The following is a 24024-nucleotide window of genomic DNA, read 5'->3' on the forward strand; positions in this document are numbered from 1 at the left end:
GTTGTTTTTAACTCTTTTTAGCTAACTCATACCAGTAATTTAAGCCTTTCATCACTAGCATTGGGTCGAAAATACTGTCTGAAAAATGCCCTTGTAATAGCTGACCATAACCACCAGCAAAAATTAAAAGGCTATTTTTTGTATTCAAATGCAGCTTTGCTTGTTCAATTGCGCCAATAGTTGCCACTAAAGCGCCATTTTTTAATCCGTTAGGGGTATTTTTGCCAAGCTCATTAGCAAATGGCGTGTTTGCATCATCAAATACGCGCTGAGTATTTTGGGTGAGTGAGGCAGTCATTAAATCAAGCCCTGGTAATATCCAACCACCTAAGTGCTGCCCATCAATATTAAGGACGTCTATAGTCGTTGCCGTGCCTGCATCAACAACAATTGCGGCCGTATTAGGGTAAAGCGTGTAGCCACTAATGAGCGCCAACCATCTATCTATACCCAAATTACCCACTTGTTGATACGCGCAATGTAACGTACCTAGTTCATGACTAACCGTAGCCTCAAAGCAATCGATATTTTGTGCTTGGGCTTTTTCTAATAGCTGCTTAAGTAATTCACTACGGCCCACACAAGCGTATACAACAACCGTAATTTGCAGCCATGGAATATTATTAGTATCGCATGGCTGTATTTGCCCACCTTGCCACAATACAGCTTTGAGTGAGGTATTACCTACATCAATGAGTAATCTCATGCTTGCGCCTTTCTTAATGAAATCTCACCGCCATAATAACTTTTCACTTCACCGTCTTGGCGAATACGTACACCACCGTGCGCATCTATACCTTCACAAATGCCACACCAACTTCGATGTCCGGTATTAAGCTCTACCTGCTGACCAGCAAATGCATTTAATGCATTCCATTGTTGATACATAGTTTGTAAGCCATTCTCACGATATTGCGCTAAGCGTTGCTCTAAACAATAAGTTAATGAAGCTACTAGTTGATTTTTATCTAGCTGCTGGGTGTGCTGACTTAAATCGGTCCACGCTTGGTCAATGTACTGACTGGCACTTTGTGGCATATTTAAATTAATACCAATCCCTATTACCAACTGACATGGCCCTTGTGGCTGCCCATCTAATTCTACCAAGACACCTGCGAGTTTTTGTTTGTTTATATAAATGTCGTTTGGCCATTTAAGCTCTACTTCAATACCATAAAGTGCTTTTATCGCATCATACACCGCTAAACCAACAGCAATCGATACGCCCATCGCGGCTTGTAAACCATCATCTAAGCGCCAAAAATAACTGTAGTATAAGTTTGCACCAAAGGGTGATTGCCATACTCGGCCTCGACGCCCCCGCCCTGCTTGCTGCATTTCGGCTACAATCACGGTACCCGATTTTAGTGCTGCTTTAGCTTGAATGCGGCGCATTAACTCGCTGTTGGTTGAATCAATCAGTGGTTGCACTTCAATATTCGCGGTATTAGCGCCTAACTCAGCATAGTGCTGCTGTATGCTTTGCTGATTAAGTAAACCTACTTGGTTATTTAAGCAATAGCCTTTACCTGTAACTTTAAATACATCTAAGCCCATAGCCTGTAAGCTTTGAATATGCTTACTTACCGCCGCGCGACTTATTCCTAATTCATCGCCTAGTGCTTGCCCAGAGACGAACCCACCTTCATTCAGTGCATTTAAAATAGCCAGCTTGTTTCCATCAGGTGCCTTCATACTGATTGCTCCAAAGAGATATGGCATTCATTGTGTTGATCAATTAACCGCACTTCATGTTCTAAACTTATGTTGTAACGTGTTAAAACAATATCCTGAATGTGAGCAATCATATTAATTAAATCATCCCCTGTACTATTACCATGATTAACTAGTACCAGCGCTTGTTGTTGATGCACTTCTATACCTGCAATTTTATATCCCTTCAATCCCGCTTGCTCTATTAACCACCCTGCAGCCACTTTATGGTGACCGGCACCATGCGGGTAATGAGGTACCTCAGGATATGTCGTAATTAACTGCGCTAATTCACTATTGGTGATAATAGGGTTCTTAAAAAAACTGCCCGCATTAGCCAGCTTATAGGGATTTGGGAGTTTGCTGTTACGCGTTTGTATCACTTGTGCGCACACTTGCTGTGGCGTCGGGTTTTTTAGTTGTTGTAGCGGGCCATAACTGAGTACTGGCTGCCATATTTTGGACAACTTAAAGTGCACTTGGGTGATCACTGCTTTATTTTTTAGCGCGTGTTTAAATACCGATTCACGATAAGCAAAGTGACATTGCTGATTAGTTAAAGATTTAAAGCTACCGCTATCAATATCAAAATAGTCAACAGCTTCAATAAACTGAGCTATTTCTACGCCATAGGCACCAATATTTTGTACTGGTGCAGCACCGACTGTACCAGGTATGAGGGCTAAATTTTCAAACCCCGCGATACCTTGCTCCAGCAAGTAAGTCACTAATTGATGCCAATTTTCACCGGCAGCTACACTAACTAAAAAGTCATGCGAGCGCTCAGTTATAGTAATGCCTTGGGTTGCCATTTTAATGACCGTGCCTGCATAGTCATTTAAAAAAATAGTATTGCTGCCCTCACCCAACAAACAAAAAGGGACTTTAAAGCACTGACTTTTAAGCTGCGCTGAGTCGGTAATCTCGACAAAATTTTGGCATTGGCTACTTAATGCAAATGTATGTAAGGGTTGTAATGAGTGCGGCACAAAGCCCTCTAAAGGTAGCAGAAATTAATCGCTCTAGTTTAACTCATCGTCGCAAATTGCGCATCAGCTTGTAAAAATTGTTCAACCCACTGCAGCAATCATGATATAAAACCTGCACTTTTTTTATTTGTACTCAAGGTAATTATGAAAATCAAACCTCTTTTTTTAAGCCTAGCTATGGCAGGTATGTGCTCGCAAGCAATGGCCAGCGCTATTGATCAAAATTCCTACGCCAACCTTGATGATGTTATCACCACGCATTTAAACCTTGATTTAGACATCGACTTTGCTGATAAGCAATTGGAAGGTTTTGTTGAGCATACGCTACAGTGGCAAAATGCCAACAGTAAAAAGCTAGTACTTGATACCCGTGACCTTGATATTGATAAAGTGATGTATCAAACGGCAAATGGTAATTGGCATAAAGCTAGTTTCAACCTTGCTAACCGCGATGATGTTAAAGGCTCAAAACTAACTATTACCTTTAAAAATCAAGCACAAAAAGTTCGTATTTACTATAACAGCCGCCCAGAAGCGTCTGGCTTACAGTGGTTAACGCCAGAGCAAACTGCCAGTAAAACTCACCCGTTTATGTATAGCCAGTCACAAGCGATTCATGCACGTAGTTGGATCCCAGTGCAAGACACCCCAGCAATGCGTGTAACTTATAATGCGCGCATTCATACCCCTGAGGATATTCGTGCAGTAATGAGTGCTGATAATAAAGATGCTCTTTATAAAGATGGTGATTACCACTTCACTATGCCACAAGCTATTTCACCTTACTTAATTGCAATTGGTGCAGGTAACTTAGAATTTAAGGCCATGTCTAAGCAAACTGGTATTTTTGCAGAGCCGACTATTTTAGACGCCTCGGTTGCTGAATTTAATGACACCCAAGCGATGATCGACAAAACCAATGCCATGTACGGCGACTATGCATGGGGTCGTTATGATTTACTTATGCTACCACCTAGCTTTCCGTTTGGTGGTATGGAAAACCCACGCTTATCATTTATTACGCCTACGGTTGTTGCTGGCGATAAAAGCTTAGTTAATCTGATTGCGCATGAACTTGCACATTCTTGGTCTGGCAACTTAGTGACGAACGCTACATGGGAAGATTTATGGTTAAACGAAGGTTTTACCTCTTACGTTGAAAACCGCATTATGGAAGAGGTATTTGGGCGTGACCGTGCTGTTATGGAACAAGCACTTGATGCAGCTGGCCTACGTGCGCAACTTAAAACCATTGATGCCCCAGATACACGCCTTAATTTAAAACTAAATGGCCGTGATCCGGATGATGCGTTTAGCTCAGTGCCTTACACAAAAGGTCAGCTATTTTTAATTTACCTAGAAGAAAAATACGGCCGTGATAAGTTTGATGACTTTGTTAAGACCTATTTTAATGAGTTTGCATTTAAATCGCTAACCACTGCGCAATTTGTTTCTTACATCAAAGCTAACTTAATTGAAAAGTATCCAGGCGTAGTGAGCATGGATAAAGTAAACGAGTGGATTTTTCAGCCCGGTTTACCAAGTGATGCACCTAACCCAACCTCTGACGCGTTCGATAAAGTCGATACTGTAACAGCGAGCTGGTTAAAAGGGGATACAACTGCCGCACAATTACCCACTGCAAATTGGACTGTGCATGAGTGGCTACACTTTTTAAACAACTTACCGCGCGATTTAAGCATTGAAAAAATGACTGAATTAGACGGCGAGTTTAACTTAACCCAATCAACCAACGCAGAACGTGCGTTTGCATGGTACATGCTAGCAGTAGGTAATGGTTACCAACCGATTTACCCTGCGCTTGATAAGCATTTATCGGGTATTGGTCGTCGTAAGCTTATCGTGCCGCTTTATAAAGCGCTTATTACCAATGGTAAAAAAGATTGGGCACAAAGCGTATACTTAAAAGCACGTCCGGGTTATCACCCACTGGCACAAGGTACCATTGACGCATTATTTAAATAGCGTTATCAATAAATTAAAAAGGGCCAACTTGGCCCTTTTTTAATGCTTAATTATTTTGTTACTTTATCTAAAAAAGCCTGCCTTTCAGCGAGCGTTGCTTGTTGCCACCAAAAGTCGAGCATATTGGCAGCGCTTGGCATGCCCTTACCATTAATTGGCGCAATCGGTTTAATTGGGCGACTTGGTTTTTGTGGGCCGGCAGGGGTTTCTGAGGCCTGCTGATTAAACTGTGAACTTTGTAGTTGTCGTTCAGCTATCACATTTAATGGCTCAGCTAAGGTACTGCCTTTTGCTTTTAAGCTTACTTGCGGTGCCTCAGCAAATACTTTTGCTGCCACCGCATTTTCAGCACGATTAAATACTAAGGTGTAATCTTTACCTGCTTCAACGGTTACATTGACCCAAAAGGGCTCTGACTCAATCACTTCGTGATCGTCATAACCTAAATCATATAAATCTGTGTATTTAAGCTTTAACTGATAAGTACCCGGTGCTAACTCAACATCATCAACACGACTAAAAATCGAACTTTCAATGACTCGTTCACCCACTTGTAAAGGAACAAACTCCTCGGGAAAGTGAATGTTTTCTGCCAAACTAGATGCACTCACCAAGAGCGCCGCTACACTGCCTAATAATATTGATTTACGCATAATTACTCCTTTAGTTGATTTCAGTTTGACACTGCTGGCAAAATTTGTCATTAGTGGTATACATATTAATCGAAAAAATTAGAGTCATCATTATGAGTCAAGAGACTATTTTTACTAAAATTATTAATCGTGAAATTCCTGCTGACATTATTTACGAAGACGACCTAGCACTTGCATTTAAAGATATTAACCCTCAAGCACCCTTTCATGCGTTGATTATTCCTAAACAAGCCATTGCCACGATTAATGATGTCACTGAGGAAAACTCACATCTTGTTGGTCATCTATATGTGGTAGCGGCTAAGCTTGCCAAACAACTTAATTTTAGCGATGACGGCTACCGCGTGGTGATGAACTGCAATGAACACGGTGGACAAACCGTTTACCATATTCATTTGCATATGCTAGCGGGAAAAGAAATGGGCTGGCCTCCGTATCAAAACACTAAAAAAGTTGCGCTATAATCACTCATTAAATCCTGTATCTTAAAAAATACATTAAAAATACGGCGTTTTTCTTATATACCAAAAAAACAATTACTTATTTGCAACATTTTATGTTTAAATAATCGTAAATCGCACCTTTTCGCCAGTGAAATTGTTACTCCCTAATACAAAAGGTGTGCAGGGATCGTGGTAAGATTAATTAGCCAGCTTTATAAAAGAGTAAAATACATGAGCAGTTCAGCCTTTTTGTTGTTAGATGAAGAACCAATTAACACTATTGGTATTAACGTTTTAGAGCCTTTGTTAAAAACGCAGGGCCTAGACGTAACTACAGGTACGAATATTTTAGATGTTCCGGTAGGTACTCGCTTATTGTTCATTGAAACATCAAGTAAAGACGCATGGACTAAGCTAAAAGAGCAGCTCGTTAATTTACGCGTCAAATGCGATATTGTGTTGTTTAATTTAGATGAAAACCCAGAGCTTGCTAATCGTGCATTACTCAGTGGTATTCGCGGTGTATTTTACACCACCGATAATGCTGACGTATTAATGAAAGGGATTCGTTTACTACTTGAAGATCAGCTTTGGTATCGTCGTGATATTATGTGTAATGCGCTCAACCGTATGCTGCAATTTAACAAAGACGCACTACATAAGCTAACTGATGGCGATATTGAGCCAATCAAACTCACTAAACGTGAAAAAGCGATTATCTCGTTAATGAGTAACGGGTCGAAAAATAAAGAAATTGCTGAAGAGTTAAGCATTAGCCCACACACGGTTAAAACTCACTTATACAGCGCATTTAGAAAAACTAAATGCCGTAACCGTATTGAACTACTCTCTTGGGCACAACAAAATATTCCTGACGAAATTCGTTAAGGCTTATTTAAATAAATTTAATACAGGCACTTCAGGTGCCTGTTTTTATATCTTCTTTAAAAATCGCTGTTGGGGTCTTAATGCTCGACTCATTTACGCTTTATTTTGCCAGTATCGCTGTTATGACAGTGATGACGTTACTGAACTTTTTAACTTGGCGTACCAATAAGCATGTCCCCGGCACGTTACTTTATATCTCCTACCCTTTACTACTATTAGCCGCCATTGTGGGCTTTGCGCTCATAGGTAAAATCCCTGAAAAGCTTGCCATTACCTTTGCTAATAGCATGATGTTTTTAGCGTCCATTGTGCATTGCTTATCGCTGAGTCAGTTTTTAAATTATCGTGGTCGTGGTTTTAAATTTGTTTGCCTATTTACCGCTGCCAGCGCTTTATTGCTTGTTTACTTCACTTTTTTTCAGCCATCTATGCGCTCACGGGTTTATATTTCTGACTTTCAACATATTGTAGAAGCCGCTTTTTTACTATTTGTTTTTTTTAAATATGCGCGAAAACCTTATCCTAATGCCAGTATTGTTTACATTATTATTTTAACCTTGGTTGCAGCCAGTTTTATCACTCGAACTATTTTTATGGATCGCGTTGCACAACAAGATGCAATATTAAACCCATGGTTTGACTCACTATTATTTTTGAACAGTGTGATTGCCCCTATGTTTTATGCAGCCGGTATGGCTCTATTGTGTAATGAACGCAGAGAATTAAGGCTTAATAAACTTACCGAAAAAGCACACAAAGACTTAGAGATTCGCGGGCTCTTTTTATCAACTATAAGCCATGAAATACGCACCCCATTAAACGGCATTTTAGGCAGCGCACAACTGGTGTTAAACCAAACTAGCGACAGCCGCAATAAAGCTTATTGCGAAGCCATTATCAACTCAGCTGAGTCGCTCAACTTACTAGTAGATAAAGTACTGGAATACGCAAGCTTAGATCAGCATGACGAAGCCTTGTACGAAGAAGACATAGAATTCAAAACTTGGCTACAAAACTTATGCCTGCTGTTAAGTCCTCTGGCCGAACAAAAACAGCTTAAATTTGAGCTTGCCTGTAACATCCCTGATAAAGCCTGTTATTACTGCGACCAACAAAAGCTCAGACAAATCATTATTAATCTTGTTGGTAATGCGATTAAATTTACCGACACCGGCACAGTAAAAGTGCAAATTGATTTAATTAATGAAACTCAGCTCGATCATACTCTTAAAGTAAGCGTACTCGATTCAGGCCCGGGTATTGAAAAAGATGAAATTGATTACTTAACTGAGCCCTACATTCAAAGCAGCGCCGGTAAGGAAAAAGGCGGAACGGGGCTTGGTCTGGCTATAACTAGTCGCCTTCTCGATAAAATAAATAGCCAACTAGAAATCACCAGTGAGCTGGGAGTGGGTAGCGTATTTAGCTTTAACATGACACTAGCAATAGGTGAACTTAGCCTTGTAGAGCAGCGCCATCAAAGTAAGGATTATTTAACCGGACTTGATGTGTTACTTGTTGAAGATTTAGATTTAAACCAAAAAATAGCCGTTGAATTTATGGCTGACGACGAACATAAAATTAAGCTCGCTAAAGATGGCAAAAGTGCGATTGAGTTGATGAAAAAATACCACTTTGATGTGGTGTTACTTGATATGAACTTACCCGATTTAACAGGGCAGCAAGTGCTAAAAACACTCAAGCGAGTGGAGCATAAAAATCAGCGAACTCCGGTGCTGGCCTTTACTGCCAGTTTGAGCCCTGATGAAATAAAAGAATACTTAGCACTGGGTATTAAAGACATTGTTGGCAAGCCATTAAAGCAAGAAAAACTACGCCAAGCATTGAGTGATTCACAGTCAACACAAACAGCTAGCATTGCCGTCGAGCTGATTGATACGTTATACGATGAAACCGCAACAGAGACCTTAACAAGCTCTTTTAGTATTGACGAAGTATCTTCTATTTATAATGAGTTTATCCTATCTGCGCGTAATAAGCTGAGCCGTTGCCAAGCTTTATTAGAGCAAGACCCCGAGCAATGCATTAAGTTATTACATCGCCAAGCCAGCACCGCAATGCAACTTGGTTTTAATAGCTATGGACTGGCACTGAAAAAAATAGAACGACGCTTGCTTGATAAAAAGCCATTAAATAACTCATTAAATGAAGCCAGCACACTGTGGCAACACAGTTTAGAAGCCTATTTAAGGTATGTGCGCCAAGGGCTAGAGTAATACGGTTACGGGCTACCAAGTTTTACGACCGTAACAAATGATCAACCATATTTACTATTTATACTGTTATTTTCTACCGTATACATCATCAAATCGCTCTATGTCACTTTCATCCAATATGGCACCCGTTTGCACTTCAATAACAATTAAGGGTTCGGGCTGATTATTCGCTAAGCTGTGCAGTTGTTTTGCACCAATATAACAAGATTGGTCATGGGTCAGTGTTAAGCCTTGCTGGTCAATACATATATCTGCAGTACCTGAGACAACCACCCAATGCTCGGCACGATGCTGATGACGCTGGGTTGAGAGTTTTTCACCACTTTTTACGGTAATTTTTTTAACTTTAAAGCCGATACTTTCTATTAACGTACGATAATGTCCCCAAGGGCGGTAAACCACCTGATGATGCGCCAGTTTGTCATTTTGCGTAATTGCCAATTGCTTAAGTATTAAAGGCAAGCCTTCAAGCGAATCTTGTTTTGCAATCAAGGTGGCATCATGAGTATGTACAATCGCTAAATCGCTCACACCTAAAGTAGCAATTGTGTGCCCATCTTCGCTAATAACTAGGTTATTAATACTATTCTGTGCAATATGTTGCTGATTTTGACTGTTACCCTGCGAATCCTTTTCTGCAAGCGCAGCCAGTGCAGAAAAACTGCCGACATCGCTCCACTTTAACGCCACAGGCATTACCACTACATTATTGCTGCGCTCTAAAATAGCGTAGTCAATTGAGTCATTTGGGCAAGATTCAAGTGCATGGGCATTTGCTCTGGTAAACGCTAAGTCTTGTTTAAAGTCAGTGGCACTAGCAACACTTTTAGCAATTTTAGGGGCAAAGCGTTCCAGTTCTTTTAGATATGCCGCGGGAGTAAATAAAAACATACCACTATTCCAACTATAACCGCCCTCAGCTAAATAAGTTAATGCAGTTGCTAAATCAGGCTTTTCCTTGAACTGGTCAACTTCAAAGCAACAGGTATCTTTAATGGCTGCGCCCTGTTTTATATAACCATAACCTGTGTGTGGCTCTGTCGGCGTAATTGAAAATGTAACTAATTTACCTTGCTCAGCAAGTTTAATCGCATCGGATAACTGAGCCGTTAATGCGGTAAAGTCTGCAATATGATGATCGGCAGGCATCACCAACAAAGGGCCCGTGATATTATTTTTTAAAGCATAGTGCGCGGCAAGAGCGATAGCTGGTGCGGTATTTTTGCCTTCTGGCTCAAGTACTATGGCATAGGGTTTTGCAAATGCTGCCTGCTCTGCGGCAATAAATCGATGCTGTTCATTACAGACCAAAATAGCGGGATTAAAGCCCTCAGTTGCAACTCGTAATAAGGTACTTTGTAATAACGACTGCTGGTTATTATCATCAAGCAAAGATAAAAACTGCTTTGGCATTGCTTGGCGCGATAGCGGCCAAAGCCGTGTACCAATGCCGCCAGCTAAAATTACCGGTGTAATAAGGGTTGTATTCATAAAGCCGCCAATAAAAATATCAGCGGTTATTTTAGCACTTTATCGGCTGGGCGCTAATTTATACCAATGCAAAAGCATCGGCATCTAAATGTGCCGGAAATTTAGCTCTAAACTCATCAAGCGGCGCTTTATTTAACGTGATTGTTAATAATGCTTGCTGGTCATCATGCGCTTTAATCAGTGGCTCACCTTTAAAGTCATACACTGCGGTTCCACCGCTGTGGTCAATACCATTGCCATCTTCGCCAACCCGGTTTACGCCAACCACGTAGCACAGGTTTTCCATTGCTCGCGCCATTAATAAAGTGTCCCACACATTACGCCTTGCCGCAGGCCAGTTGGCAATATTAATCATCACGTCGTAGTCATTGTTATTGCGCTGAAACACCGGAAAACGTAAATCGTAGCAAACTTGCGGTAAAATTTTAAACCCATTGAGCTCAAACACTTTACGGGTTTGTCCTGGCACTACAAATTCACCCTCGTTACCCAAACAAAATAAGTGGCGCTTATCGTAATAGCTCACTTCTCCATTTGGTTGTACCCAATAAAACCGGTTGGCCTTTTTGTCTCCTTGGGTTACCAATACTGAGCCTGCAATCACTGCATTATGTTGTTTAGCTTGTGTTTTAAGCCAACTCAGTACTGAGCCATTTTCAGCCTCACCACAATCAAGGTTAACCGCAAATCCAGTGGCAAAGGTTTCGGGCAATACAATTAAATCTGGTTTATTGGTGATGTTGGCAAGTTGTTGTTCAAACATAGCTAAATTGGCTTTTTTATCGAGCCAATGCAATGAGTTTTGTAATAGTGCTAAAGTTAAAGTTGACATAAAATCTGCGCCGCCTCTATTAGGATTTGATCGTTTTAAGCAAAACATAAACGAATAACTTTATCGCCATTAGGCTGCTTGTATTGCATATCCATCGATTACCACAACAGTGGTCTCATTTAGAAACCTTAAGCATTCCTATTTTTGATAACGGCCATGATATTGACCGTTTAAGCTTATTAGTTAGCGATCACCATTTGCACTCACCGATTAAATTTGGTGTATTAATTCGCGATCATGGCTTATATGCAGTTGGCAAAAATATTGCTGAAGTGCGTCGCCACCTAGAAGCACTAGAGTTTTTGTTTAGCTGCGAATTAGAGCGATTAAAAATCACCGGCATTCGAGCGAGCAATACACCTCATCATCGATAACTAACAAGCAAGTATTTAATGGTAATGCTCGTACATTTTATCTAGCGGCTCAGAAAGGCCACTTTCTTGTACTATACGTACATGTTTGCGTTTTAATTCGCGAGCACTGGTAACGCCACAAGAATGTGCAATAAGCCCCGCACCGTAATGGATGTATTTATTATAATTTGCAACTCGCTGCGCTTTATCTTCAACATTCAAACCACGTTGTAAACGTTCATTATGCGTAGTAATTCCTGTTGGGCAAGTATCTTTATTACATTGCATAGCCTGAATGCAGCCTAGTGCAAACATATGCCCTCGGGCAGAAACTACAAAGTCGGCTCCTAGTGCTAATGCCCATGCGACTTTGGAAGGCACAATTAATTTACCCGAAACAATAATTTTAACTCGCTCTCTAAGACCATGTTTCTTTAATAGCTGTATAACTAAAGGGAGGCTTTCTTTAAGCGGTAACCCTACAGAATCTAATAAAGATTGTGGTGCTGCGCCGGTACCGCCATCCGCACTATCAATAGTAATAAAGTCGGGCGCGGACTCAATACCACGATGATTAATCTCGGCGAATAAACTTTCTAACCAAGTATGTTCACCAATAACCGCTTTAAAGCCTGTTGGTTTACCCGTTGCAGTTCTGATGGTGGTAAGCATGTCTAGAATATCGCTTGGATTTTTTATCTCTGGGTGCCCATTTGGGCTAATAGAATCCTGCCCTTCGGGTATGCCTCTTATTTTGGCAATTTCAGCATTCACTTTTCGCCCAGGTAACATGCCGCCTTTTCCGGGCTTAGCTCCTTGGCTCATTTTCAGTTCAAACATTTTAACTGCTGGATGCGCAGCAACGGCTTTTAGCTTTTCTGTACTTAAATTTCCCTGCTCGTCGCGTACACCGTATTTTGCGGTGCCAATTTGAAATACAATATCGGCGCCACCTTCTAAGTGATACGGACTAAGGCCGCCTTCCCCCGTGTTCATCCAACATCCTGCTAATTTTGCCCCCTTCGATAGTGCACGTACAGCCGGGCTGGATAGCGCACCAAAGCTCATGCCCGATATATTAAATAGCGAATTTGTGGTGTAAGGAAATTTACAGTAAGGGCCAAGCGTTATGTTGCTCGGCGCTAAGGCTTCTTCATCTAAGGTAGGAAACGCACAGTTCATAAACATGACTGTGCCTGTGGCCTCTAAACTTTGAGTTGAACCAAAAGCGGCCGTGTGATCAACATCTTTAGCCGCGCGGTAGACCCAACTGCGCTCGGCGCGATTAAAGGGCATTTCTTCACGATCGAGGGCAAAAAAATACTGTCTAAAAAACTCACCTTGGCGCTCAAAGAAATAACGAAAACGTCCAATCACGGGATAATTACGCCTAATAGCATGCTTTGTTTGCGTAACATCTCGAATATAAAAAATAGCAATTAATACAACCAGCAATCCCAATGCAACAATAAATAGGCTGGCAAACACATCGATACTGAACATTATAAACTGACTCATTACTTATCCTTAAATGCTAAAAAAGCGTGATGCCATCAAATAACACCACACTTTTATAGTTTCAAAATAATGCGCTTTTAGCTATCTGTTTTTGCTAACTCTGCTTGTATATACAAACGTATTTGTTGCTCAAGCACCGACAAAGGTACTGAGCCATGGCGCAATATTTGATGATGAAACTCACGAATATCAAATTGCTGACCTAATGCTTGCTCAGCCTCTGCGCGCAGACGTTTAATTGTTAACTCACCAATTTTGTAAGACAGCGCTTGTGCTGGCCACGAAATATAACGGTCGGTTTCCGTTTTTACATTATGTAATGAAAGTGCCGTATTATCAGCCATAAAGTTCATTGCACGCTCTCGACTCCAGCCATACATATGCATCCCCGTATCAACCACTAAACGTGCAGCACGCCACATTTCGTAGGTTAAACGACCAAAGTTGCTATATGGGTCTTGATAAAAACCAGCCTCAACCCCTAAGTACTCTGAATATAACCCCCAGCCTTCACCAAATGCTGATAAATAGGCATCTCGGCGATAGCTAGGTAAGCTTTCAAGCTCTGCATTGAGTGATATTTGTAAATGATGGCCCGGTACGGCTTCGTGCAGCGTTAACGCTTCTAAAGCATAGAGTGGTCGTTTATCTAAAGCGTACGTGTTTACCCAATAAAAACCGGCTTGATCATCACGGCTCGAACCTGAATAGCGCCCAGTAGTGTACTTAGGTGCAATATTGGCGGGCACCGGCGCTACGCCATAGGGTTTGCGTGGTAAGGTATGAAATAATTTAGGTAACTGTGCATCCATTTTTTTGGCAATGTACGCGGCCTCTTTTAATAATTGTTCAGGCGTTGTGGCGTAAAACTGCGGATCAGTACGTAAAAAGTGGATAAATTCTGCAAACGTGCCCTTAAAACCCACCTCTTTGATGACCGCTTCCATTTCACTGCGAATACGCGCCACCTCAGCTAAACCCAGCTCATGGATTTCTTTTGGGGTCATTTGTGTCGTGGTGTAATACTTAGCACGATTTGCATAAAAGGCTTCGCCATTAGGAGTTGACGAAATACCAATATCACTGCGCGCGCCAGGTAAGTATTCAGTATTAAAAAAAGTTAAGTAATCTTTATAGGCTTTAATAACTTGGCTGCTAATAATTGCTTTAGCTTGTTGTTGTAACGCTGCAAATGCACTATCACTTAAGCCAGCGGTATTGTTTAAAAACGGCTTGTAAAATTCAGACTGTGTTACATCGTCAACAATGTAGGCAGTAATAGAGTCTTGGTAGCCAATTAATACCGCTTTGGGTTGAGTTAAACCAACTTCTAATCCTTTACGCATCCAGCCTATGTTTTGCTCAAAAAAGCGCGGCACTTGCTGTAATCGCTTTAGGTAGTTTTGATAATCTTGTGCAGTTTTATAATCCGAGCTATTAACAATAAACGATAGGCTTGAATGAAAGCCATACTCTGACGTTAAAGGCATGTAGTGTGCGTTAAATACATATTCATCAACACTATTTTGCACTTGCGCTCGAATAATACTGTAGTTAATTTGGTTTTCGTCACTCAGCTTGCTCATATCTATTGCATCTAAATCAGCCAATAACTGCGTGTTTTTTTGATACTGCTGCGCTAAAAAGTCAGCTGATAAGTTAGGAAGTAAATAGCCATCAACACCCTCAGGATTACTGTACGGACTTACATTTTGGCGATGTTTTACGATATTTTCGGCCGTTTGCGTAAATTGCTGATTGGCGTTAATTGTAGTTAGCTGACACGCGCTTAATGAACACATTAAGGTGACACTTAATAAGGAAAGACGCATTTTTTTTGAAAGAGATAAATTCATAGTTATTGAGCTTAGTGACGTTACAGATGTGATAAACCTATCGTAGCCTAAATAAATAGCAAATAAATATACGACCAATTGCGAAAATATACGGTAGTAATCATTTTATTAACTTAAGTTAATACTTAACAATTAGAGTAATTGCTCAAAAAAACAACGGTTATTGAAATTATAGCGCCATTTTAGCCAACTACGACTCATTTTACTTTTAAATAACAGATATAATGATTATTGTATCTGTGCTTGGAAGCAAATTGCCTCATTGGACGAGTTTTATAAATCAGCATTTATGCGTATTTGGTTGGTAATTGCAAATGATGTTCCATGATTCCATGGCTATAGCACAAGAAAAAATGACAAAAGTATGTATGTTTTTAGAGCATCATGTTTTGCCTCCTACCCCCTTAAATTTTCAAGTTGTGTATACATACATTAGTAAAATCCATTTTGCGCTTAACAATGCTATTGATGAAGCCATAGATGCCCAACAAAATATTGATGAGCTATTTATTGAGCAACTCTATTTTGAATATTTAAATCAGGGTCATAAAACCGAAGTAGCAATGATTGAAAACGTCAATGGCGTGATCAACTCACTATCGCGAAATGCACAGCAAACCGAAAAAAAACTTAACGATTTCGCAGGTCATGTTAATGACTGCTTACATTCTTTAGATGAAAATAATATTGCTAATAGCCGCATCGCCTTAGAAAGACTTAATGAGCAAACGCAGTTACTGTTCTCGCAACAAGCGCAATTTAAACAAGACCTAAGTCAGGCAAAAAAACTACACGAAACAACTAAAAAACAACTCAATACCTTGCGCAAACAACATGTCATTGATCCGCAAACAGGCTTATACAAACGCCATTATTTAACTAAGCAAACACAATTATGGCTAAAACAAGACAAGTCAATTTCAGCAATTGCCATTCAAATTGATAATTTAGAGCATTTTATTAATAACTTTGGTGATGCAATTGGCGAAGTGATTTTAAATAAAGTAGCTAAGCAAGTTCAAAAGTATGTTTCGCAAAGTGGCTTAGCCGGGCGCTCTGCAAAAGACCAATTTATCGTTCTACTTGCTAACATTGAGCCCGAAACAGCTAAATTGATTGCAGAGAAAGTAATAGCTGGGGTCGAAAAGCTACGTTTTATCAGTTCAAAAAGCGATTTAAAACTCCCTCCCATTTCTCTCTCATTAGGGATTACGGAACAACAAGGCGACTTTAACCAACTAGTTAAAAGTGCCTCAAACGCGGCGTTTAAATCACGTGCATCTCAATAGCAAAGCACACTGTTCACACAATAAATTAGCTGATAAATCATATTCAAATTGCACCCTTGGTGCACAATCAAGTACACTAGTCTCTATTACCACGATAGAGATTAATCATGAACGAGAACCCTGAAAAGACCACGCATTTTGGCTATAAAACTGTTGCCGAAACCGAAAAAGCTTCTATGGTTGCTGATGTATTTCATTCTGTTGCGACAAAGTACGATGTTATGAATGATCTCATGTCTTTTGGTATTCATCGTTTATGGAAACGTCAAACAATTGCCAGCTCAGGTATTCGTAAAGGTCATCATGTATTAGATTTAGCCGGCGGTACTGGCGATTTAACTGCAAAGTTTAGCCAGCTTGTTGGCGAAACCGGTCAGGTTGTTTTAGGTGATATAAACTCTTCAATGTTAAAAGTAGGCCGCGAAAAGCTGCATAACTTAGGCCTTGTAGGCAACATTGATTACGTACAAATGAATGCTGAAGCCTTACCTTTCCCTGATAATAGTTTTGATTTAATTACGATTGCTTTTGGCTTACGTAACGTGACGGATCAAAATAAAGCATTGCGCTCTATGTACCGCATTTTAAAACCAGGGGGTCGTTTACTCATTCTTGAGTTTTCAAAACCAGAGCAAGAGCTTCTCAGCAAGGCGTATGATTTTTACTCTTTCAACATCTTACCTACTATGGGTAAACTAGTTGCTAACGACAGTGAATCATACCAATACTTAGCAGAGTCAATTCGTATGCACCCAGATCAAGAAACCCTTAAAGCGATGATGGTCGAAGCAGGGTTTGAGCAAGCGACTTATCAAAATCTAACTGGTGGCATTGTTGCCCTGCATCGTGGATTTAAATACTAAGGTTAGTAACTTATGGCGCTTGAAGAACACAGTAAAGAACAACCGGCTGCAGGCAGTTTTTTTATGCTACCGAGCTTTGTACTTTCGCTTATTGAGCAAGTATTAAATCAAGCACTTAAACTCGATCCGAGCTTACTCGATAAACTAAAAACGGTAGAGCATCAGCGCTTATTAGTTGAGGTTAGAGACTGGCAGCAAAAAATAACCATTACTTATGCCAATCAGCAGCTACATCTTTACACTGCATTCGAACATGCTGACGCTGATTGTATGATCAGCGCCAATATAGATACGTTGTTAGCACTGAAAAACCCAGCCATGCTGACTCAACTTATTCGCCAAGATAAGCTTGATTTACAAGGTGATTTAAACATAGCCCAAAGCTATAGTTCAGCTTTTTCAAGTGTAGATATTGATTGGCCAGAGCAACTAGCCAAGCATATTGGCGACGCGCCTGCACAACAACTTTATTTGCACTTGCAGTCGCTTAAGCAGCAAGGTAAAAAAGCAAAGTCTCAGCTCGACAGTACTTTTATTAGTGTGTGCCAAGACGAACTGGCAATCACCATTCACCCATTAGAGCTTGAGCAATTTAAACAACAAAATAGAGCACTAAAAGGCCAAGTTGCCGCCATTGAGCAACGTATTAACGCCCTAATTAAAGCCCTTTAACGCGCTAAGGATTTTTTGTGTCAACTGCCCGACTGTATTACATAACTAAAACCCTGCTTAGCTTCGGACTTGATGAGCTTATACCTAAACACAAAGTACCCTGGTTTGCTAAAATCGCACGTGGCAGCTTGTTTTGGTTACGCAATCAACACAAAGATAAACCCCCAGGCTTAAGACTTCGCTTAGCTCTGCAACAACTTGGCCCTGTGTGGATAAAGTTTGGCCAAATGCTCTCAACTCGACGCGACTTATTACCTCATGATATCGCATTGGAGTTAGCCTTTTTACAAGATCAGGTAGAACCGTTTGAAGGTGAATTGGCACAGAAAATCATCGAAACAGCATTAGAAATAGATAATATTAGCCAGCTATTTAGCGACTTTTCACAAACACCTCTGGCATCGGCTTCAATTGCTCAGGTGCATACAGCTACCCTTGTTGATCCTCAAGGTGAACCGCAAGATGTTGTTATTAAAGTTATACGTCCTAATATTGAACAGCAAATAAATGCCGACTTAGCACTAATGGAAAAATTAGCTAAGGTTGTTGGTAAGTTAATTAACGAAGCCAAACGCTTACGCCCTGTAGAAGTGGTTAAAGAGTATAAAAAAACATTACTCGATGAACTTGATTTAATGCGTGAGGGCGCTAATGGTATTCAATTAAAGCGTAACTTTGAAGGTTCAGAATCACTTTATATCCCTGCAGTATACAGTGACTATAGCCGCAGTAATGTTCTGGTTATGGAACGTATTTACGGTATTCCGGTGTCAGATACTGAAGCATTGATGGCACAAAACACCAACATGAAGTTATTAGCAGAGCGCGGAGTAGAGGTATTTTTTACCCAAGTGTTTCGCGACAGTTTTTTTCATGCGGATATGCATCCAGGCAATATTTTTGTCTCCCGCGAACACCCGCACAACCCTAAATATATTGGTATTGATTGCGGTATTGTGGGAACACTCAATAAAGAAGATAAACGCTATTTAGCTGAAAATTTCATTGCCTTTTTTAACCGCGACTACCGTCAGGTAGCACAGCTACATGTTGATTCAGGCTGGGTACCACCTGATACCAGCATTGAAGAGTTTGAATTTGCTATTCGCACCGTTTGCGAACCTATTTTTAATAAACCACTGGCTGAAATATCATTTGGTCATGTATTGGTTAACTTATTTAATACCGCACGTCGTTTTAATATGCAGGTTCAACCACAGCTCGTATTACTACAAAAAACTTTGTTATATGTTGAGGGCTTAGGTCGCCAGCTATATCCACAACTGGATTTATGGAAAACAGCAAAGCCATTTTTAGAAGACTGGGTTAAACAACAAGTTGGTCCGCTGTCTGTGCTAAAGCAAATGTATGCAAACTTACCGTTTTGGGCAGAAAAAATGCCTGAACTACCCGATTTAATTTATCAAAATTTAAAGCGAGCACCACACTCTCACGTACCTGCAGTTAAAGTTTCACATAAACCATTGGTTTTAGGGTTGTTTAGTAGTGCAGCGATGATTGTCTCAGCTTTATTTTATTTACAACACAACTTAATCGCTGCTGGCGTTGTCTTAAGTTGTGCTGTTATTGGCTTTATAGCGGCTTGGCGCTGCGCATAAACTAAGTGCTATTTGCCGCTTTGGGCGTATAATCAGCACTTAACCTTATTATTTTATGGCTTAAAAGCAGGAGAAAACCATGGGTTTTGGTGGTATTAGTATTTGGCAATTATTAATTGTACTTGCAATCATTGTACTTTTATTCGGTACGAAGAAACTACGCGGTATAGGTGGTGATTTAGGTGGCGCAGTAAAAGGCTTTAAAAAAGCCATGTCTGATGACCAAAATACTGAGAAACAAGCCAGCGAAGATAAAGCGGAACAGATACAAAATTCAGCAGAGTCAAAACCTGCCGATATAAATACAACTGACAAAACCAAAGACAACAACAAGGTTTAACCAGCATGGGAATGTGGGAGCTTGTTGTGGTATTTATTGTCGGCTTGGTGGTACTTGGACCAGAACGCTTACCTGTTGCTATTAGAACCGTAAGCCGCTGGGTAAAAACAGCCAAAGCAATGGCTAACTCAGTAAAAGCGGAAGTAAGTGAAGAGCTGCGTGTAAACGAGTTACATGAAAACCTAAAAAAAGCAGAGCAACAAGGTCTTAAAGATTTAAGCCCTGACCTACAAAACTCTGTTTCTGAGCTGCAACAAGCAGCGCAATCAGTTACTCACAGCTATAAAAAAGATCAAAGCCAAGCCACTAATAACCAATCAACAGATGACTCTAAGTAATTATGGCACTCTCTTTTTTCATGCGCTTAATGCAGGGTATAGAAAACAATGACTGAAGAAGTAAAGTCAGGGTTTGTCGCTCATTTAATCGAATTACGTGACCGGCTGATAAAATCACTATTAAGTATTTTAGTGATATTTATTGGTTTGGTTTACTTTGCAAACGATATTTATACGTTTGTGGCGGCTCCTTTAGTCGCTCATTTACCTAGTACTGCCACTATGATAGCAACAGATGTCACCGCGCCATTTTTTGCCCCCTTTAAACTTACGTTGTTTGTTGCTTTATTTGCTGCGATCCCTTGGATTTTACATCAAATTTGGGGATTTATAGCCCCCGGTTTATATCAGCACGAAAAGAAAATGCTCATGCCCATATTAGCTTCCAGTATTTTCTTATTCTATGGTGGCATAGCTTTTTGCTACTTTGTAGTACTGCCAATTATTTTAGGGTTTTTCACCAGTGCAGGTCCTCAAATGATGACCCTAGCACCGGATATCAGTAGCTATTTAGGCTTTGTACTTAAGCTATTTTTTGCTTTTGGTATTGCATTTGAAATCCCAGTTGCGATTATGTTGCTTTGTTGGAGTGGTGCAACAACCACACAAAGTCTAAAAGAGAAACGCCCTTATATAGTGGTCGGTGTATTTGTTGTGGCGATGTTTTTAACGCCACCCGATGTGCTATCACAAACCTTATTAGCATTGCCTATGCTGCTTTTATTTGAGCTTGGCTTAATTTTAGCTAAATTTTATACCGCAAAACCACAACAAGAATCTGAGGAATAATATGAATAAGCATTTACTTTCTTTACTCGCTTTAGCAAGTGTACCGGTTTTAGCCGCAACTCCTATTAATGAGCAAGCGTTACAAGCCTGTAGTTTTATTGAAAACGATTTTAATCGTTTACTATGTTACGACAACACTATCGCGGGAAAATCACTCACTCAACCAGCGCATAAACAACCACAACAATCTGTTAAAGCTAATGTAAAAGCTGACACGGCTGTCGCAACAGCACCTGTGGCTGCCAAGGCAAAAGAGTTTGGTTTAGAGCATAAAAACATTACTAAGAATACTGAAGAAACAATTTCATCAACAATAGCTAATGTTAAAAAAGCCCCTTATGGTGAGCTAATTATTACCTTAGAAAATAATCAGCAATGGCGTCAAATTGGTTCAGATAGATTAAGTCTAGACAAAGGTGACACTGTTACTATTAGCCGTGGCGTATTCAACTCTTTTTTACTTAAAAAAGCAGATCAAAACCGCTCAATTCGTGTAAAACGTACTCAGTAATGCAATACACGTTAATTGATGCTGGCGTAAATTTAACTAATCATCAATTTGATGGTCAGCATCAAGAGGTGCTCGCGCGGGCAAAAGAGGTCGGCGTTAAGCATATGCTAATTATTGGCTGCGATATAAGTTCAAGTGAGGAGTCATTTATACTTGCTGCACGCTATGGTCAATATGCTAGCGCTGGTATTCACCCTCATGATGCAAAAACAGCAACCTCTGAACTTGAACAACAGCTCACTAAACTCGCACAAAATGAGCAAGTTATTGCAATTGGTGAATGCGGACTAGATTACAATCGTGACTTTTCTCCAAGAGATGTGCAGCGTGATGTGTTTCGTCGTCAGCTCGCATTAGCTGAAAAGCTAAATCTGCCAGTTTACTTACATGAACGTGATGCCAGTGACGACATGCTTGCTATTTTAAATGAGTTTACTGTTCGCGGTGTACTGCACTGTTTTACTGGTGATGCACAAGCACTTGCAGGTTACTTAAACCTGGGTCTTTATATTGGTATTACCGGCTGGGTATGTGACGAACGACGCGGCAAAGAATTACAACAACTGATCCCTAGCATTCCCATTGAGCGTTTATTAATTGAAACCGATGCACCCTTTTTAATCCCTCGCACTGTCAAACCTAAGCCAAAATCAAGACGTAATGAGCCAGCATTGCTGCATTATGTTTGTGATACACTTGCTCAGCTTTATGGTGTTTCTGCTTGTGAAGTGGCAAAACATACGAGCGACAACTTTAACCGCTTATTTGGATTAGAGAAAAAATAATGCGAACCTTTTGCGCTTTGCTGGTATTCATTATGGTGTTTTATGCATCCTGTTTTCCTGCAAGTGCAATCGAGATAAATAGCGAATTTAATTCAAAAAAAATAGAAGATATTCATTATTCGTTTGCTCCTACCTCATTAGAAGATGCACGACAAAGTAATTTACAAGAATGGCTGCTACTTAATAATAAGCCACTTAATTTAGGCCTTGAGTCTCGACCTGTATGGATTCAATTTAAAATTAAAAATCAGTTATCGCAGCCGCTAATGCCCTTACTGTCACTAGACAACCCTCTTTTGAATGACGTTTCCCTTGCTCACTTTATGGGTGATAAACTACTCACATCAACTCATATAGGTGATACGCTTGCGCTTTCGCAAAGAGTAATCAAGAGTGAGTCTTTACTAGTCAAGTTAACTCTTCCCGCTAACAGTGAAACTACTGTGTACCTTAAAGTTAATAATGATTCAGGTATTGGGCTGCGCGTACCATTAACACTGTGGCAGCAAGACTCGTTACTAGCTTATAAAAGTATGGTGAATTTACTTTATGGATTACTAATTGGCTTTATTTTTTCTTTAGCGGTGAGTAGTCTGGTTTTATTTGCTTTTTCACGTAAACATTATTTTGCTTACGCTGGTTTAATTACGTTAATGCTCGGCTTCTTTTTAGCTTACTTAGGCGGATTTGGATTTCGTTATGCACCCTCAAACATAGCAGACCTACAACAGTTAATGCTGCCTATTTTGCTGATGCTGATCACGATATCGTTTCTTCCTTTACAGCGCCATGTTTGCACCGCTATTGAGTCTAATTTAGTAAAAGGGCAAACAATAATTACCGCACTATACGCATTAATTATTTTACTTATTTGGTTGCTTCCTACTCCCAGCGTAGCTTTATTTGCTATTTTGAGCATCCCTGTAATTTTAATTTATCATGTTGTCACAACGTTATTTTATTTACGTAAAAATCCCACTAGCCCCAATAAATCGCTCTTAATGGCACTTGGGTTCTTTTTAATTGTGGTTATTCATTTTTCCATTGCGTTAACAGGCTTCTACACTGTTACAAGAGCGAGCTTAATGCTCACCTTTGCAGCGTCTTTAGGTTGCTCATTTTGTCTAAGCTATACCGTCATAAAATTGTTTATATTGCAACGCGATGAGCAAGTAACAGCACAGCAAGCATTGATTGCACAAAGCGCCGCACAAGATGCGCTATTAAATGAGCGGATCGAATTACAAGAGCGCACCCGCCAAGAGCTTGAAAGCCAAGTAGATGAACGCACCTTTGAATTACAAGTCACACTTAGAGAGCTTGAAGATAAAAACCATGAACTTGAACAACTCAATATGGAAGATGCGCTAACTGGCATTAAAAATAGACGTTTTTTTGATAAAAAGTTACTTATGGAAATTCGTCGTTCGCGCCGTGAACAAACACCATTGAGTATTATTATGCTAGATATCGACAAATTTAAATCAATTAACGATAACTATGGCCACTTAACCGGCGATCAAGTTATCAGGGCGGTATCTGATACCATTAAACAACAGCTTAAGCGCCCACTTGACGAAGTAGCGCGTTATGGTGGTGAAGAATTTGTCATTTTACTACCTAATACTGATAACCCAGGTGCACTGATCATTGCAGAGCAAACACGCCTAGCAATAGCAAATAATACTGTAAATGTAGCAGGTACAATTATCGACTTTACCATTAGTGCCGGTGTTTATACCCAAATTGCCGATGACATTCATAACCCTGAACTATTTACTGATTATGCCGATAAGGCACTCTATTTAGCAAAACAACATGGCCGCAATCAAGTGGTTAATTTTTCAATCCCACAGTAG

The 24024-nt window shown here is 40.2% G+C and carries 22 protein-coding genes and 1 pseudogene; 15 read left to right on the plus strand and 8 right to left on the minus strand.

What is annotated here, in order from left to right:
• Positions 1-7: 7 nt before the first annotated feature.
• From FLM54_RS14965 to murB, 3 genes are read right to left on the minus strand one after another with little or no spacing between them, the layout of a single operon-like run.
• A complete protein-coding gene (locus FLM54_RS14965; RefSeq protein WP_178956758.1) occupies positions 8-706 on the minus strand; it encodes a type III pantothenate kinase in 699 nt (232 codons plus the stop codon).
• A complete protein-coding gene (gene birA / locus FLM54_RS14970; protein ID WP_138609568.1) occupies positions 703-1695 on the minus strand; it encodes a bifunctional biotin--[acetyl-CoA-carboxylase] ligase/biotin operon repressor BirA in 993 nt (330 codons plus the stop codon). The genes FLM54_RS14965 and birA overlap by 4 nt, the downstream gene beginning before the upstream one ends.
• Entirely contained in the window at positions 1692-2702 is a 1011-nt protein-coding gene (gene murB, locus FLM54_RS14975) for a UDP-N-acetylmuramate dehydrogenase (RefSeq protein ID WP_178956759.1), read from the minus strand. The genes birA and murB overlap by 4 nt, the downstream gene beginning before the upstream one ends.
• A gap of 144 nt (positions 2703-2846) precedes the next feature.
• Between murB and FLM54_RS14980 the strand changes: the two genes are divergently transcribed.
• Positions 2847-4688 (plus strand): M1 family metallopeptidase, encoded by a 1842-nt coding sequence (locus FLM54_RS14980; protein ID WP_178956760.1) that lies wholly within the window; start codon positions 2847-2849, stop codon positions 4686-4688.
• Positions 4689-4738: 50 nt separating this feature from the next.
• Here the strand turns inward: FLM54_RS14980 and FLM54_RS14985 are convergent, their stop codons facing one another.
• Entirely contained in the window at positions 4739-5341 is a 603-nt protein-coding gene (locus tag FLM54_RS14985; protein ID WP_010392289.1) for a DUF2057 domain-containing protein, read from the minus strand.
• A gap of 92 nt (positions 5342-5433) precedes the next feature.
• On the opposite strand from FLM54_RS14985, the gene FLM54_RS14990 reads away from it, so the two are divergent.
• The 3 genes from FLM54_RS14990 (at position 5434) to FLM54_RS15000 (ending at position 8909) form a co-directional block, all read left to right on the plus strand.
• A complete protein-coding gene (locus FLM54_RS14990) occupies positions 5434-5805 on the plus strand; it encodes a histidine triad nucleotide-binding protein (protein WP_010392287.1) in 372 nt (123 codons plus the stop codon).
• Positions 5806-6015: 210 nt separating this feature from the next.
• The gene (locus tag FLM54_RS14995; protein WP_138609560.1) at positions 6016-6672 is read left to right on the plus strand and encodes a helix-turn-helix transcriptional regulator; all 657 of its coding nucleotides are present in this window, start codon (positions 6016-6018) and stop codon (positions 6670-6672) included.
• An 80-nt stretch (positions 6673-6752) separates the two neighbouring features.
• Complete coding sequence (locus FLM54_RS15000; protein ID WP_138609558.1) at positions 6753-8909, plus strand: response regulator; 2157 nt, start codon at positions 6753-6755, stop codon at positions 8907-8909.
• Positions 8910-8975: 66 nt separating this feature from the next.
• Here FLM54_RS15000 and FLM54_RS15005 read toward each other — a convergent pair whose 3' ends face one another.
• Together FLM54_RS15005 and FLM54_RS15010 are read right to left on the minus strand one after the other, a co-directional pair.
• Entirely contained in the window at positions 8976-10400 is a 1425-nt protein-coding gene (locus FLM54_RS15005; protein ID WP_178956761.1) for a mannose-1-phosphate guanylyltransferase/mannose-6-phosphate isomerase, read from the minus strand.
• Positions 10401-10458: 58 nt separating this feature from the next.
• Complete coding sequence (locus FLM54_RS15010) at positions 10459-11232, minus strand: amidohydrolase (RefSeq protein WP_178956762.1); 774 nt, start codon at positions 11230-11232, stop codon at positions 10459-10461.
• A gap of 113 nt (positions 11233-11345) precedes the next feature.
• Between FLM54_RS15010 and FLM54_RS15015 the strand changes: the two are divergent.
• A pseudogene (locus tag FLM54_RS15015) lies at positions 11346-11606 on the plus strand (class II aldolase/adducin family protein); the annotation flags it as partial.
• A gap of 15 nt (positions 11607-11621) precedes the next feature.
• Here FLM54_RS15015 and FLM54_RS15020 read toward each other — a convergent pair.
• Complete coding sequence (locus FLM54_RS15020) at positions 11622-13103, minus strand: FMN-binding glutamate synthase family protein (RefSeq protein WP_178956763.1); 1482 nt, start codon at positions 13101-13103, stop codon at positions 11622-11624.
• Between the two features lie 77 nt (positions 13104-13180).
• A complete protein-coding gene (locus FLM54_RS15025; protein ID WP_178956764.1) occupies positions 13181-14959 on the minus strand; it encodes a DUF885 family protein in 1779 nt (592 codons plus the stop codon).
• Between the two features lie 332 nt (positions 14960-15291).
• Between FLM54_RS15025 and FLM54_RS15030 the strand changes: the two genes are divergently transcribed.
• The 10 genes from FLM54_RS15030 (at position 15292) to FLM54_RS15075 (ending at position 24024) form a co-directional block, all read left to right on the plus strand.
• Entirely contained in the window at positions 15292-16248 is a 957-nt protein-coding gene (locus FLM54_RS15030) for a diguanylate cyclase domain-containing protein (protein ID WP_178956765.1), read from the plus strand.
• Positions 16249-16355: 107 nt separating this feature from the next.
• Positions 16356-17111, plus strand: a complete 756-nt coding sequence (gene ubiE, locus FLM54_RS15035) for a bifunctional demethylmenaquinone methyltransferase/2-methoxy-6-polyprenyl-1,4-benzoquinol methylase UbiE (RefSeq protein WP_008108541.1) — start codon at positions 16356-16358, stop codon at positions 17109-17111.
• Positions 17112-17123: 12 nt separating this feature from the next.
• Entirely contained in the window at positions 17124-17783 is a 660-nt protein-coding gene (locus FLM54_RS15040; RefSeq protein WP_178956766.1) for an SCP2 domain-containing protein, read from the plus strand.
• Positions 17784-17800: 17 nt separating this feature from the next.
• The gene (gene ubiB, locus FLM54_RS15045) at positions 17801-19402 is read left to right on the plus strand and encodes a ubiquinone biosynthesis regulatory protein kinase UbiB (RefSeq protein WP_178956767.1); all 1602 of its coding nucleotides are present in this window, start codon (positions 17801-17803) and stop codon (positions 19400-19402) included.
• Positions 19403-19481: 79 nt separating this feature from the next.
• On the plus strand, positions 19482-19742 hold the full coding sequence (tatA, locus tag FLM54_RS15050) for a Sec-independent protein translocase subunit TatA (protein WP_178956768.1): 261 nt from the start codon (positions 19482-19484) through the stop codon (positions 19740-19742).
• A gap of 5 nt (positions 19743-19747) precedes the next feature.
• Positions 19748-20080 (plus strand): Sec-independent protein translocase protein TatB, encoded by a 333-nt coding sequence (gene tatB / locus FLM54_RS15055; RefSeq protein WP_178956769.1) that lies wholly within the window; start codon positions 19748-19750, stop codon positions 20078-20080.
• A 48-nt stretch (positions 20081-20128) separates the two neighbouring features.
• Complete coding sequence (gene tatC / locus FLM54_RS15060) at positions 20129-20869, plus strand: twin-arginine translocase subunit TatC (RefSeq protein WP_008108549.1); 741 nt, start codon at positions 20129-20131, stop codon at positions 20867-20869.
• 1 nt (position 20870) lies between these two features.
• On the plus strand, positions 20871-21380 hold the full coding sequence (locus FLM54_RS15065) for a hypothetical protein (RefSeq protein ID WP_138609540.1): 510 nt from the start codon (positions 20871-20873) through the stop codon (positions 21378-21380).
• On the plus strand, positions 21380-22165 hold the full coding sequence (locus FLM54_RS15070) for a TatD family hydrolase (RefSeq protein WP_178956770.1): 786 nt from the start codon (positions 21380-21382) through the stop codon (positions 22163-22165). Before FLM54_RS15065 ends, FLM54_RS15070 begins: the two co-directional genes overlap by 1 nt.
• Positions 22165-24024: a diguanylate cyclase gene (locus tag FLM54_RS15075; protein WP_178956771.1), complete on the plus strand. Its 1860-nt coding sequence runs from the start codon at positions 22165-22167 to the stop codon at positions 24022-24024. Before FLM54_RS15070 ends, FLM54_RS15075 begins: the two co-directional genes overlap by 1 nt.

It is taken from the genome of Pseudoalteromonas sp. Scap25 (assembly GCF_013394125.1).
GTDB lineage: Bacteria > Pseudomonadota > Gammaproteobacteria > Enterobacterales > Alteromonadaceae > Pseudoalteromonas.